This window comes from Melghirimyces algeriensis (genome assembly GCF_900182565.1).
Lineage (GTDB): Bacteria > Bacillota > Bacilli > Thermoactinomycetales > DSM-45169 > Melghirimyces > Melghirimyces algeriensis.
This window is the reverse complement of record NZ_FXTI01000015.1, coordinates 1-12967: the sequence shown is the minus strand read 5'-3', so window position 1 is coordinate 12967 and position 12967 is coordinate 1. Positions and strand designations below refer to the sequence as shown.

Sequence of the window (12967 nt, the reverse complement as noted above, 5' to 3'; positions counted from 1 at the left end):
CTCACCTCCTGTTATTTAGCGGAGGTCTTTTTGCGCTTATAGACGGTTACCTTTTTCTCCGCTTGTTTTTCTTCAGCTTTCTTTTCAGATTCCATCTGATCATCAAGTTGATCATCAAGACGTTTAACCCACGTTGGACACAATTTATCTAAAATATCGATTTCCTTACGGTCTTGTGTTTCGTAAAAACCATTGTGGTTAAAGCTTATTCGACTGCGACCTGAATCCACAATGTAAAAGGGATGTGCTTTATACTTCGCCATGTTGACCCTCCTTTCGAAGGAATTAAGCGCCCCTTAAGTGAAGGGCGCTTAAATCAAGCAGTAACGCTAGTAGAGATGTTTTCCAGAATAGCGACTTTCTCGTTGGCATTTTTAACTTGGATTCCGTATTCTCCGCGAATCTGACGAGCTACAAAATCGGCACCAGGGACGGACGCATCAACGTCATAAACCGGACGCAGAGGACGCAAGGAAAGAATACTTCGATCCAGTAACGCGACTTTGTTTTTCGGGAAGTTCGGGTCAACGACAACGGTAGCCGAAGAGCCACCTACGATGTCAGAAATGTATTCCATGATTACGCGTCCCGCTTTTTGATCTTCGCGAACAACCCGTACATTATCACTTAAAAGTTTAGAGATTTGGCGTGATCCTGCTGTGTTGGTCAAAATTGTGTTAACATTTCCTCCACGTTGGTATACTTTTTCCATGAGGTCATTCAGCATTTTTGCGTTAACTTCATTACCATTAGCATTTTGTTTGGCGGAACCTTTCATTTCAGAGAAATGTAAAAGACCACCAGTCATACGAGGAATATTCCGCCCTGCATCATGACGACGTCCATAAATCAACCAATCGTTAAACTCACGTGCCATTTCTTTTAGTCGTAACTCGACCTGATACTGTAATTCGTCGGTCACGTTGTGAGTACGAACGGCTTGCTGCGTATTAGAAACAGATGCGTACCGCTCAATAATTTGAGAAAAGTTGTAATCTACATACCGATCATGCCCCTCATCTTCACCGGGCATTGCACCTTCGGGTTGAGGACGAGAAACTATCCGCAATTCGGCACCATCGGCAAGATCAGCAGCAGTGGTCCCGTCGAATCCGCGCTCAACGGTAATATCATCTCCGTTGATATCAGTGACACGCATATACTCTTCACCAGCAACCACAATTGCATTCACTCGGAATTTCTCTCCATCACCTTCAGGAACAGTAATAACTGTATCAGAGGCAAGTTTGGCACCTTTCACACTTGACAGATTGGAGTTCAGACGATCACTCATCCACTCAAATTTCGTTTGATATAAAGACTCCCCGCCAAACCCGACAAGTCCGAGCAACGTAGGCTCATCGTCAATAATCAAGCTAATTCCTTCGTCAAGTTGGCGTACCTGGTCTTTAAAGTCATAAGTCAATAACATAAACCATTACTCCTTTTGCTTTGAAATTAAATAAACCGCCTTTCGGCGGGTGTTTTTACGATTTAAGTAAACCCTTCAGTTTATTGGACAATTCGATTACCCTACTAAGGTTCTTTTCTTTTTTCGCTTCTTCTAACTGTGCTTGCAGTGTCCTTGCATCTCTGTTAGGTGCTGGATTGGAGGGTGATCCGATTTGCTTCGGTTCTTTTACTTCCTGTTGTTTCAGTAAGAACGGTTTATTCTTGGCAAGGTATTTTACAACTTCCTCTACACCTTTTACACCGCCGTCTTCGTTGTATTCAACGTTAGAGAAATCGGCTAATTTGAGCGCATCATCAATGTAGTCGATGTTGTTTGCCATCGCGACTTTTATAAATTCGCTTTGAATAGCCTGTTCACGAATGCGCTCTTTTACTTCAGCGAGTTGCTTCTCGAAATTCTCTTTTCCGGTCAATGCCTCGTCACGTTCTACTTTAAGTCTATCAATCTCTGACATTTTTTCGCGCTCCGCTTTTTTTCGCTCATCTTGGAGTTTTTTGTAATTACTTACGATTCCCTTTAGTTCCTCTACATCTTCAAGTCCTAGTTTCTTAAACGTTTCCTTAAACGACTTCAAACTATCGTTGACCTCTTTAAAACGTTCATACGGTATCATTTTATCCTGGGTCTGCTTTTGCGACGGTTCAGTAGACGGTTCCGTATCTGTTTCTTTTGTTTCTTCCGCAAAAAACTGCAAATTCATTTTCAAACTACGTTTTTTCTTTTTCATTTCGTAATAACCTCCATATTCGTTTTTAACGAGCAACGCCTCGAAAATTATGCGGCTTTTAATGTCTTCCGTCCAGGACACGAATTATTAAGAGTCGAAGTACACCGCGGGTAGCTCAATCGATTTTTGGATCTCTTCCGCCAGTAGCTAGCGCACGTTCACCCCGTTCTGCCTGTCGCTCTGCTTTTCTCTTTACATCCGCAGGTAAATATTCTTCTGACATGAACGTTGTGAAGGTATGCGCACACCTTGGATGCCATATCTGACCTGAAGCGTGCAATTCGTCATACGTCGGATAATTCCCCGGAGCGTTGGGGGATAACTTCATAATCCGGCCTTCATGAAATCGACAGGCATCCTTCGCACCGTGCGCCGAAATTAATGCCAAATATGCACCCCTTCCGAGTGCTTCGTTTATCTTCGCCGTGTGGTACGTTTCCATAAGTTTTGTACGCGACAACATATCAACGTATACTCTCGGTTTCCAACGGCGCCCCGCAGCGTCAATAATCCCGGTGTTAACGGAATCACCTAGACGTTTTCTTAGTTCGAAAAGGATTTCACTCCTAATTCCCTTTACGCCATTGAGCCCTCGTGTCAAGTTGTGCCGCATGACTTCAGCCGTCACTTGTCGGACGGCTGAACGTACTTTTCGTTCAACATTTTGTGTTACCGCTAAAAGATCGGCTTGTGTATCTGCTACGATTGCCTCGATAGCCTCTTTGTTCGGGCGATTAAACTTAAACATCCGGTTGGCTTCCGTTAGTGTAGGGACAACGCCGAGTTCATAAATAGTGTGAGAAACGCCCTCTTGTGCTGCTTTCGGAATGTTTGTTTTTACCCATGCTGCCGCATTTTCATTTAGATCGGCCAGCAATTCGGAGATATACATCAGTAGTGCACGCGCATTTTCTTTCCGATAATCCGTTAAATCAAATCGTTCCAACTCCGCGAGTATTTCACGTATAGTTCGTTGATAATGGCGTACTAATTCATCAACTTCGTATTCGTAGTTTGGTTTCGGGGGAATACGCATTATTTATCCCCGCTCTCGAATTTTTCTTTTTCCGATTCCTCTTCCGGTTTTTCTTGTTGCTCCTGTTTAGTCGCATTAAAAATAGACGCATCAACAGTTCCGAATGTGTCCTCTTCGTCCCTTTTAATTCTGCGCATAATTTCTTTTGCTTTCTTGTCATCAACCTCGTCCTGCATCTTAATTGCGGACTGCACATCGAGATTCGGTTTATTTCCTGTGCGAATAGCAACGATTTCAGCAAGCTCTTTTTCATTCGCTGGAATACCATCCTTCCATTTGATAACCGGACGGATCGGTTCGTATGGCTCGAAATCATCGACGCCGTCATTTGCTCTATTTTCAATTTCCATTGCAGTTAATAATGCATCCCGAATTGCAGTGTCAACGTGCATCCTTATACGCTTTACCTTTGATAAGATCGGCATAAATCTTGATTTAATCGCGGCACTGTCCGTATGAGACGTTCCCGTCCCCCCGTCTGTTCCTCGTTCGGAGATAACTGTACCGAACAGCCATTGCGGAGTTTCTGCTAACTGGTAAACGATTCCGATCAGATAGTCAAGTTCCCTAAATGCTCCGTCCATTTTCGAATCCCATGTCACAGCCCCTGGCGTATGGTCTTCCTTTTCGACCTTGATATACATGCCGCTTGTTCCGATCTGCTGTGCGTTGTTCTCCAAGTCTGGACCGTACATCGTCGGGTCTGCATGTTTCCATAGGATGTAGTCTATTTGTACCAAGCGTTCGTTAATCGCTTGTAAAACAGATTCCATTTTTTCGACTCCACTTATCCCTTGCCATTCGTCATCAGTTGTCTTATATGGGATATGGAATACCAACAAACGTGGTATTCCAGTTTCGATTACCTCTGTTTCCCCTATTTGTTCATTGATATCAAATACGCTAATATCTACGTCGTCTACTCGCTCGACGCGTTGTCCCGTCAAGCGGAAGCGTTCTCGATAGATGTATCCGGGAACGTGCCTCTCAACTTCAAGAAACGGTATTTCTTCCTTACCGCCATCTACCCAATCGACAAATGCGACGTTGATCGCCTTGAATTTCTTTCGATTTTTATCCGAGGTTTCCGGAAAAACGAATGATGGGTCGATCGGTTCAACGATCGGCTCCCGTTTGACTCCTGACGGAGGCTTCCCGTCCGGCGTTTCGCTGAAATCTTCGCGATAATCGTTTCGAACCTTTAAAAAAGAATCTCCCCGGTACCCTCCTCCAATCACCGTCTCGTGAATCATCTTAGAGATACTGTTTTTCTCTACAATATCTGCAAGTGCTTTCTGTTCTCTTGTCTCGTCTGACAATCCCGTTTCATAACTCGGCGTTTCACCCACCATCAAATCAGCGGGCTTTGTCAAAAGGATATCAGGTAAATTAACTACGATAAGTAATGTCTTTAATTGCTCGTACTGCATTCGTCTACTGTCATCGCTTTTATAAATTGCTAGCGCGCGGTCCCGAATTTCTTCGAGGCGTCCCTTGAATATCTTCCTCCCTATTTCGTATTTAGCTAGACGTTCAAGTGATGCGTCATCCGGAAACTGTCCGCCCACATCGAATAATTTAGTCATGGATTTCCCTCCTTTCGTTAATTAGAGCCATATGGGTTTCGTCACGACTTCCCGCGCACCTTTCTTCGCAATATCCCACGCCATCGCAAGCGCGTCAGGTAAGTCGTCGTGGTCTTGCGGATATGCTTCAAATTGCCACAACAAAAGCGAGTGCTTGCGGCAAAACTGCAAACGCCCGCTTTCGATCTCCGGCAATAATGCTTCAATGCGCAATTCTTTTCGCGTCCTGTGCTTTACTTCCTTGACCCTTGTTCCAGAAGGATACCCCTTAGCCCTCAACGCCTCCTTGAGTTTAAAAGTAAAAAACTCCTGTGCGGCTTGCGCTTCTGCTGCTATTCGTGTCGGCTGATATTTCAAAACCTTGTCAACGATGATTTTTATAAAAGTATCCGGGTGTACTCTATCTCCCCACGCATCTACAACTAGATTCCGCTTTGTTTTGCTGTCCCTTGCAATCGTGACGATTGCACTATAATCCCCACGTTGTTTCCCCATCGCAAAATCTACGCCCATAAAGACATCGTATCCCTTTGCGGGCACAGTAAAACCAGGATCTCTATCATCCCAGTAGTAAAAATTCTCCGGCTTGAATATGCGAGACTCCTCGTCGATAGGGTTGTTCATAAATTCCGAGTTAAATGCTTTCGTTCCGTAGTTCTGCTTTTCAAGTATTAACTCGTACATAGGAAACCGTTGAGGCCATAAGACCTTAACCCCTCTGTCCATTTCTTCTTTGTTTTCGCGGTAAAACCTAAGTGCCGCCTCTTCGTTCGGAGTCCTTGTTTCCTCGTCAGCGTACTCCATCGCGTCGTACTCTTCTTGTGTCGGCTCGTACTCCTTGTATATCCGTTCGAACTCCGACCATAAATCAGTCCGTTCAGGGTGAGAAAGAATTGCTGGGAACTTATTTTTAATGAAATCGCGACGTTCATTAAGCACGTAATTTAAAAGTGAATCCGGGTGGACGATCGTACCCATAAAAATAACTGCGGTACACGTTGGGTCGTAAGCAGGCATCAAGTCGGAGTTTAGCCAGTCTTTAGCCTTTTGTCGCAATTCGGGAGTATTGTTAGAGTCCCTTGATTCAAGGTCATCTAAGATAATCAAATCAGGTCGCTGTGATCCATTACGGAAACCCCGAATTTGTGTACCTAGTGATGTCGCTTCCATTTTGATTCCACTTGTCGTGAGAAACGCTGTTTCGGAATCTTTTTCGTTCCTCGACTTCTGTTCGTAAAGTAATTCGCCGAAGTCCTCGCGGAGTTTTAAATTGAACTTTAGCTGCGACGATGCCCATTTGAGAAACTTAATTGACCCCGCGTTAGTCTCCGAGATAATCAAAATCATTTTTCTTTTACGATACACGATCTCGCGTACGGGAAAAGCGTTTGATAAATACGCTGATTTAGCATGACCACGACTCGCCGCCCATGCGATACGTGCGGTTTTATTTCGATTAGAAACCGAATCTAGAATACGTGACAACTTCTGGTGAAACGGTGGAGCGTCGTCCATGTCAACGTCCGGCGTAGGAACCAAGTTATCCGGATTCCCTGGGTTTCGTGCATCCGAAAAATACTCGTAAAAGAAATAAAGCATATCCACCTCAGCACGATGAATACGCTCCAACCGTTCGAGTTCGTTAATTTCGCGTTCCAGTTCCTCTAAATCGTCAGAGGAAAGCTCATTGATGTTATCCGTATATGTCTTGATGAGCTTCTTAGACGCATCAATCATCTCTTGCCGATCTTCGCGGTTGATCCATCGCCCATTAACCCATGCGATCCTTTCCACCTCCCGTATAGCATATTTTATCGTTGACATATTCGTTATTTGTTCGTATAATTAACGCAACAAAACGAGAACGGAGTGATTAGAATGAACACCGTACAACCGATCCGCGACAAAAAGCAAATCGCAAAAATGAAACGTGTTCTTAAACCCCGCGACAGATTCCTGTTCGTCCTAGGCATCAATTCCGGCTTGCGGATCAGTGATGTCCTTAAACTGACTGTCGGTGATATACGCGGAAAAGAATTTATCGAAGTGCGAGAGCAAAAGACAGGGAAGGTGAAGCGGTTCCGCATCAACAACACAATCAAAAGAGAATTTAACCGCTATATCTCTAACGAACCGGATGCCGCGCCCTTATTTCCATCTCGAAAAGGCGGAAATTCCATCACACGGTTTACGGCATTCCGCGCTTTGCAGTCCGCAGCAGAAAAAGTCGGAATTGATGACGCAATCGGTTGCCACTCGCTCAGGAAAACGTTCGGTTACCACGCATACAAAGCAGGGACTGACCTTGCGTTACTGCAGAAAATATTCAACCACTCTTCGCAAGGTCATACGCTGCGATATATCGGAATCCAGCAAGACAAGATCGATGAAGTATACGCGAATATTGAACTTTAAACGGCGCGCCTTCGGGTGCACCGTTTTCTTTTGTCGCAAATGTAGATTTAAACTCTTTATTTTCGTTAATTACATCGTTAAGAATGATTGTATGACGATGTAATTATCATTTAAATTTACCCTGTTTCCCTTGAGCTGAAAGCGTATTTAGTAGTGATCAATATATAATATCACTTCTCTGAAGTACCATTTTTCCGGTAAAACCATACAATCCTTTTACAGTTCGGGAGCCTGGTTTTCCAGTGAATTATTCACCGTATGTTCGCCTGAATCCCACTGCGACTTCCTCCAGGCGCTCTCTCGCACCAGTCGCTGAATTAAATCCTCTACGACTCTACCACGGTTTTTCTAACTTCGGTTAAGTGTCGTTTGTACTTACTGTAAACTTTCTCGAATAATTCTAAATCCTTTTGTGTTTTTGTTCGGTTGTCCCTTTCGCGTGCCTGATCGACTTGGTTCCGTAATTCCCTGCCTCGGTGTGTCAACTCGATATATTTATTCGCGAATGGAATTATTAATCCTCCGTCCCACTACCGTTATTCCTCCTCGACTATTTCGTATGTCTTCTCGAATACATCCGGCTTACACGGATACAACTCCCCGCGAACCCCTCGTATGATCCAATCTCCTGGACGCGCCTTCATTGTACCTTCCAGTGTATCAATATAGATTGTTTCGTTTGTTTGCCATGCCTCAACCTCTACGGGTTTCTTTCAGCATATTCTTGAACTGATCGTTCAGGAAACCGTTCAATCTCTAACCCTCCTCATATAATCCTGCGTGATGTTAATTGTGTCCACAACACGCCAAGCGCAAACCCGGTGGGCAACAAAAACAACGCTGTGATAATTGATCCCGCAACCATTCCCGAAATAACTGTGTCTACCGTTGTCATCTTCCGATCCCTCCTCCCACTCCCCTCAAGCACACAAAAGACGCGTCATGTGAAACGCGTCCTTGTTATTCGTACCCAAACATTTCGTTTTTCTCTTTCAGTGCCTCTGCAAATTTATCAATTACGTCTTGAATTTTGTTATATGCCTCTTCATTCTTTTCTTCCGTGTAAAGACCTATTACGTCTGAGCACGTTTTTATTGCGTCCTCTAATCGACTCATTACCTCCGCTTCTTGCTCTTCGTACTCATCAGGCGTTTCTACCTTAAGTAATGCGTCTTGACCTTCGTCTAGGCTAGAGTTCACTTGAGCCATCGCTAGAAACTCTCCCGTACTGTCCTCTGTTTCCGTCTGTTTCGTGTACTTCATTACATCATCCGCCATGTCTTTGAAAATAGCGTCTACTTTTTTACGGTACCCTTCCAAGTCCTTTTTCTCCGCCTCCTTCTGCTTCGTTGATTCCGCGCCCTTAAAAGATAATATACCGAACAGTACGATGATAAAAACCGCTGCTACAATCGTTACTACTTTTTCCGTCTTCAACGCTCGTCAAATCCTCCTCGTGTGTTCTTCATCGTATGGTATTCGTTAGGTGCGCGGTTAAGTCCTTCTGCGTTGGGTGACACGTGTTACCCCGAATATTAAAAATTGGTGTCGATATTTTTGGCGCGTCAGTCCCAGAGGCTTTACCCCACCTGCCTGGGGGTCCGGAAAATTTTCGGCTGAAACAAAGAAATGGAAAGTAAACTGAAAATTCTTTTATTTATTTTAATTCATTTTAAAGAATAAAGAAAGTCACAAAATGATATTGTGTTGCATTCATGCGTTATGACAATCGTTGATATAACAACGTTTGTTCAATTCGTTTTGATTATTGCTTTGATCAATGCTTTATACATTACGTTATGTACATGCGTATGTGGTGTGTGGTGTACATGCGCTATACCTTGGTATACAAGGGATACAGTCGCACCACACCTACCACCACCTATCCTCCCATACTCTTTCCCCGTCTTCCCTATATGGACACCCCGGATGTATACGATAATGCATAAATGATTTACATTTGTTGGATATTTTGTATATCATTCCGTTTCAGTTTTCCGCTCTGAAAAATTTCTAGGGTCGGTCTCCATCAGAAGCATGTCGCTGGTATAAGGTAACACCCGTCACCATTTGGTACCCTTTCCGAATTGAGTCCCTTCCTATTATAATGCACCGTATTTTACAAAGGGTGACACACTATAATTTGTACCCTACATTAATCTTGCGCATCATCTTCTTTCCTTTCATCCTTATTAAACCGTCTTAATAATTCGTCTGCCTTCCGTTGTAATGCCTCAGCGTCTCTCACCTCTCGCTTGTCATTAACTGTCTGATCCACTTCCACTTCGATCTTATCCGTAAGCATATCGCCGTACGTTTTCAACAACAATTCCGCATGTTTCCCGCTTCCGTTCTCAATCGCTTCGCGGAACATAGCGTCAATCACTTCAGGGATACGGTCGCCTACCGTCCGTCGTATTTCCTTCTTCAACTCACGTTGGAATAGTTCGCTTTTCTTCCACTCGTATAAGGATTTGCGGGAAACTCCGCATTCCTTGGCGATTTCCTCCATCGTTAATCCACCGTGATTTGGTTGCGATAGGTAATATATCGCTTTATAATGACGAGCTTCCAGCTTTTTCAATGCGTCCACCACCTTCCTAAAATAGTCAAGCGTATAAGGACTGCGAATCGCTACACACGAGGAATTTATTTAATTCTTCCTTCTTATACTCGTAAAATTCAATCTCCTCATTGCGGTAATACTCATCGACCTGCCGTTCGTAATACTCAATTAACGCGTCGCTTATTTTCATTCACCGCCTCTCTCTTACCTTCCGAATAACTCCCGTATGTTTATATGGCTTCGCCAGTGTCGCCTATCGGCTCCACTATCATTTTTCTTGCGGAATGAACCTCATAATGAAAAATATCCGCAGGATAAATAATCCTTGCACAAGCCGTAAGGCGAAGTGCTGGCGTAAGCCAAAAACAACCGTCAATATCGTACAACTAAAGATAAAGAGAACATTTCCACCAAAATCACCGATTCACCCTTATATGGCGCGGATTTCAGCGTTTTTAATAGGGTTCGTTTTCGTCACACCAAACAGGGTAAAAGGGTTCGTTTTCGTCACACCAAATTACGTCGCCGAGCACCTCGAATTGTTTACGGATAACCTGCGTATACTCCGTTTCTTTTCCGCGCCCAAGAATACGTTGAATATCTCTCTGTTTCAGTGGTAATCCTTCGTTAATTAACCGCCCACCGTTTTTAAATCGTAAGTAAGGTAGGAGTTTAATGATTGCGCCCGCTTCCGTAAGTTTTAACTGTTTAATTATTGATCGAATTGGTTCGTGGTAACACGCGACCCATGTGCGACCGCGGTTAAGCGCTTGTTGTCTTTCTCGTTCTAATTTCTGTCGATATGCTTCTGACTGTTTTATGTTTATGACTTTATGTGAACCTAAGGGGGCGGAAATTCTCTCTTCACCGTTTTCGTCTACGTAAGTATATACTTCGTTTTCTACCCAGTTCCCCACCCACTAACCTCCTAACAACGAAAAATATTTAAACTAAAAAATTGATAAAAACCCTTGACTTAGGTTTATATTTAGTTTAATATAATAAATGTAAGGCACACAACATATTAAAAGGAGCTGGTCAGATTGATCGAAACTTACATCCTGATTCCGCAAGCAGACAATGACGGCAATCCCTTTTCGGTCTCGAAACTGAAAAACCTCCGCAACATTATTATTGAAGAGTTCGGAGGTGTGTCCGTCGAAGAAGGAACGATTTCAGGATATTGGAAAGGAGGCGAAAAAACATATAAAGACACAAACGACAAATACATGATCGCTCTTAACTCTCTTACGGAAATCCCAAAATTCCTTGAAATCGCTCGGTGGGTGCGGAAGGAATTTCAGCAAGAGGCGGTATACGTAAATATTGCCGGAATTGCTGAAATCATCGGGGATGAGGAATAATCCTCTCCCCTCCCCTTCGGGGGAGTTGACATAAGTTTAAGTTTAGTTTATAATAAGTTTAAGAGTTGCATAGGAGGTAACGACATGTATGATATACACGTGACGTTAGACGGAAATGTCATTGATTTACATCAACTAACAGACACGGAGTTCGCATTCTATACAGAATGTCTTTCCGCATACAAAACCAATATGCCACGCGCGGACTATCTCAGACTTATACAAACGCCTGACAATCCACTAATGAAAGGCAGTCGAGTGGTTACGCGTGAAATCGCTAATACCCCACTATACCAAGTAGTAGAAGATATTGAGTATCGGCTTGCAATTGCGCAGGGAAAAGCGTCACCAAGTCACGGCGACCTGGTAGACGAAGAACCAGCGCAAAAGGATCGCTTTCTTTCCGCCAGTGAAGCGGCGAAGCAGTCTGACGTATCCACCACGGCGGTTATCAAAGCCGTGCGAGAAGGACGTATAGCAGGTCACCAAGAAAAAAACCGTGGACAATGGAAGGTTTCTGAACGATCCTTAGCGAACTATTCACCTGCGCGGTGAGTTTCGGTTAATCCAGTCAGTCTGACGTGTGTGCCTTACGTTGGAATTTCTTCCGGACTTACTGACGCAAAAAGAAAAACCCCGCCTGTGTTGGCGGGGTTTTATGTCTAAATTAAACAACCACTATTTCTCTTCCTCGTTTTTTAAAATCGTATCGATGGCATACTGAACTTTGGACAGATAAAAAATCTTATACCCTTTATCTCTAAGTACTTCGATTGACTTGAAAATATCACCGTCATAATCAAAAGCGTCCATATTTCTCCATGACATACCTTCCTCTCGTGCGGCGAGGATGTATTTATTATTTAATGCTCGCATATTCATTCGTTATTCCTCCTCGTAAAATATAAACGGGCGTTGACTCATATGGCCAACGCCCGTGTTTATCTGCGACGAGGCAGACGAGAAAACCACGCTATATTACACGCGTGCCATTGGCCCGCTACGAGACGGGCACGATATAAAAAAAAACGTCACACAAACGATGATAAATTATTTATGGTTGACGTTTTTACCTTTTATTCCGTTCTCCTTGATTGGCCCGCCTTGAAACTTGATGTTTGATATATTTACCCATAAATTCACCTCATAATTTTTTTATCATGCGCGGTTTCTTCATTATTTTTTTCGATGAAAATCACGTAACGCGGATGCATAGCTTTTGTTCAGTTTTTGCGCATTATTGTCGCCAACATCATTACCATCTACTTTGTCGATCTCGTTGAACACCGCTTCAATAACAGTATCTAATTCCCGGTGCACATCGTGCCCCGCGGTTTGTGTCTGTATGAGGTGATGCCACGTTGCAAATAGTTGTTTGAGGCGTTCCTCTTGTGCGTTTTGTGTATTTTCGATCATCTTACGTCCTCCTCGAATTAGAAAATAAATACGCTGAGTGACATACGTTACCCAGCCACTCCATAACGCAATACAGCGTTTTGGGGTTAAAGTTCATACGATTTTTAGGGGAGGTATATAATGGACGAAAACAAAGTTTCGTCAAGTCTAATGCTATTCGGTTGCTTCGGGTTCTTCTTTCTGACGATTCCGATTCTTATCATCCTATTATTTCTGTTCTTTATTTGAATTGTTCGCCTAGTCTATTCTTCTACTACATGGTAAAATATTCATAGGCAAGGGAGAACGGAAAAGCCTCACCGCCAGGGCCGAGTTTACGGCAAAGGGGGTGAGGCTATGGAATGGCTGCAAGGAATTGCGGCGATCATCGTCGCAATTGTTGC

General features: G+C 43.6%; 15 protein-coding genes. 3 read left to right on the top strand and 12 right to left on the bottom strand.

Annotated elements, in window-relative coordinates:
- Nucleotides 1-11: 11 nt before the first annotated feature.
- The 6 genes from FN782_RS15400 to terL all read right to left on the bottom strand — a co-directional run bounded on the left by FN782_RS15400 (nucleotide 12) and on the right by terL (nucleotide 6617).
- Complete coding sequence (locus tag FN782_RS15400; protein ID WP_142506692.1) at nucleotides 12-263, bottom strand: hypothetical protein; 252 nt, start codon at nucleotides 261-263, stop codon at nucleotides 12-14.
- A gap of 53 nt (nucleotides 264-316) precedes the next feature.
- Nucleotides 317-1432, bottom strand: coding sequence for an SU10 major capsid protein (locus FN782_RS15395; protein WP_142506691.1), 1116 nt, complete (start codon nucleotides 1430-1432; stop codon nucleotides 317-319).
- Nucleotides 1433-1487: 55 nt separating this feature from the next.
- Nucleotides 1488-2201: a phage scaffolding protein gene (locus FN782_RS15390; RefSeq protein WP_142506690.1), complete on the bottom strand. Its 714-nt coding sequence runs from the start codon at nucleotides 2199-2201 to the stop codon at nucleotides 1488-1490.
- A gap of 115 nt (nucleotides 2202-2316) precedes the next feature.
- Nucleotides 2317-3237 carry a phage minor capsid protein gene (locus FN782_RS15385; RefSeq protein WP_142506689.1) on the bottom strand — a complete coding sequence of 307 codons (921 nt, stop codon included), beginning with the start codon at nucleotides 3235-3237 and terminating at the stop codon, nucleotides 2317-2319.
- Nucleotides 3237-4823: a phage portal protein gene (locus tag FN782_RS15380; RefSeq protein ID WP_185956364.1), complete on the bottom strand. Its 1587-nt coding sequence runs from the start codon at nucleotides 4821-4823 to the stop codon at nucleotides 3237-3239. The genes FN782_RS15385 and FN782_RS15380 overlap by 1 nt, the downstream gene beginning before the upstream one ends.
- A gap of 21 nt (nucleotides 4824-4844) precedes the next feature.
- The gene (gene terL, locus FN782_RS15375; RefSeq protein WP_246064989.1) at nucleotides 4845-6617 is read right to left on the bottom strand and encodes a phage terminase large subunit; all 1773 of its coding nucleotides are present in this window, start codon (nucleotides 6615-6617) and stop codon (nucleotides 4845-4847) included.
- A gap of 84 nt (nucleotides 6618-6701) precedes the next feature.
- Here terL and FN782_RS15370 point away from each other — a divergent pair, with 84 nt between their 5' ends.
- Nucleotides 6702-7238, top strand: coding sequence for a site-specific integrase (locus tag FN782_RS15370; RefSeq protein ID WP_142506688.1), 537 nt, complete (start codon nucleotides 6702-6704; stop codon nucleotides 7236-7238).
- A 766-nt stretch (nucleotides 7239-8004) separates the two neighbouring features.
- Here the strand turns inward: FN782_RS15370 and FN782_RS17340 are convergent.
- The 4 genes from FN782_RS17340 to FN782_RS15355 form a co-directional block, all read right to left on the bottom strand.
- Nucleotides 8005-8133 carry a hypothetical protein gene (locus FN782_RS17340; RefSeq protein ID WP_281285976.1) on the bottom strand — a complete coding sequence of 43 codons (129 nt, stop codon included), beginning with the start codon at nucleotides 8131-8133 and terminating at the stop codon, nucleotides 8005-8007.
- Nucleotides 8134-8198: 65 nt separating this feature from the next.
- Nucleotides 8199-8675: a hypothetical protein gene (locus FN782_RS15365; protein ID WP_142506687.1), complete on the bottom strand. Its 477-nt coding sequence runs from the start codon at nucleotides 8673-8675 to the stop codon at nucleotides 8199-8201.
- 718 nt (nucleotides 8676-9393) lie between these two features.
- Nucleotides 9394-9822, bottom strand: coding sequence for a phBC6A51 family helix-turn-helix protein (locus tag FN782_RS15360; RefSeq protein WP_185956363.1), 429 nt, complete (start codon nucleotides 9820-9822; stop codon nucleotides 9394-9396).
- 437 nt (nucleotides 9823-10259) lie between these two features.
- Entirely contained in the window at nucleotides 10260-10721 is a 462-nt protein-coding gene (locus FN782_RS15355; RefSeq protein WP_142506685.1) for a hypothetical protein, read from the bottom strand.
- 126 nt (nucleotides 10722-10847) lie between these two features.
- Here FN782_RS15355 and FN782_RS15350 point away from each other — a divergent pair, with 126 nt between their 5' ends.
- A complete protein-coding gene (locus tag FN782_RS15350; RefSeq protein WP_142506684.1) occupies nucleotides 10848-11168 on the top strand; it encodes a hypothetical protein in 321 nt (106 codons plus the stop codon).
- Nucleotides 11169-11252: 84 nt separating this feature from the next.
- The gene (locus tag FN782_RS15345; protein WP_142506683.1) at nucleotides 11253-11723 is read left to right on the top strand and encodes a MerR family transcriptional regulator; all 471 of its coding nucleotides are present in this window, start codon (nucleotides 11253-11255) and stop codon (nucleotides 11721-11723) included.
- A gap of 123 nt (nucleotides 11724-11846) precedes the next feature.
- Here the strand turns inward: FN782_RS15345 and FN782_RS15340 are convergent, their stop codons facing one another.
- Together FN782_RS15340 and FN782_RS15335 are read right to left on the bottom strand one after the other, a co-directional pair.
- Entirely contained in the window at nucleotides 11847-12050 is a 204-nt protein-coding gene (locus FN782_RS15340) for a hypothetical protein (protein WP_142506682.1), read from the bottom strand.
- Between the two features lie 294 nt (nucleotides 12051-12344).
- Nucleotides 12345-12584 (bottom strand): hypothetical protein, encoded by a 240-nt coding sequence (locus tag FN782_RS15335; protein WP_142506681.1) that lies wholly within the window; start codon nucleotides 12582-12584, stop codon nucleotides 12345-12347.
- Between the last annotated feature and the right edge of the window lie 383 nt (nucleotides 12585-12967).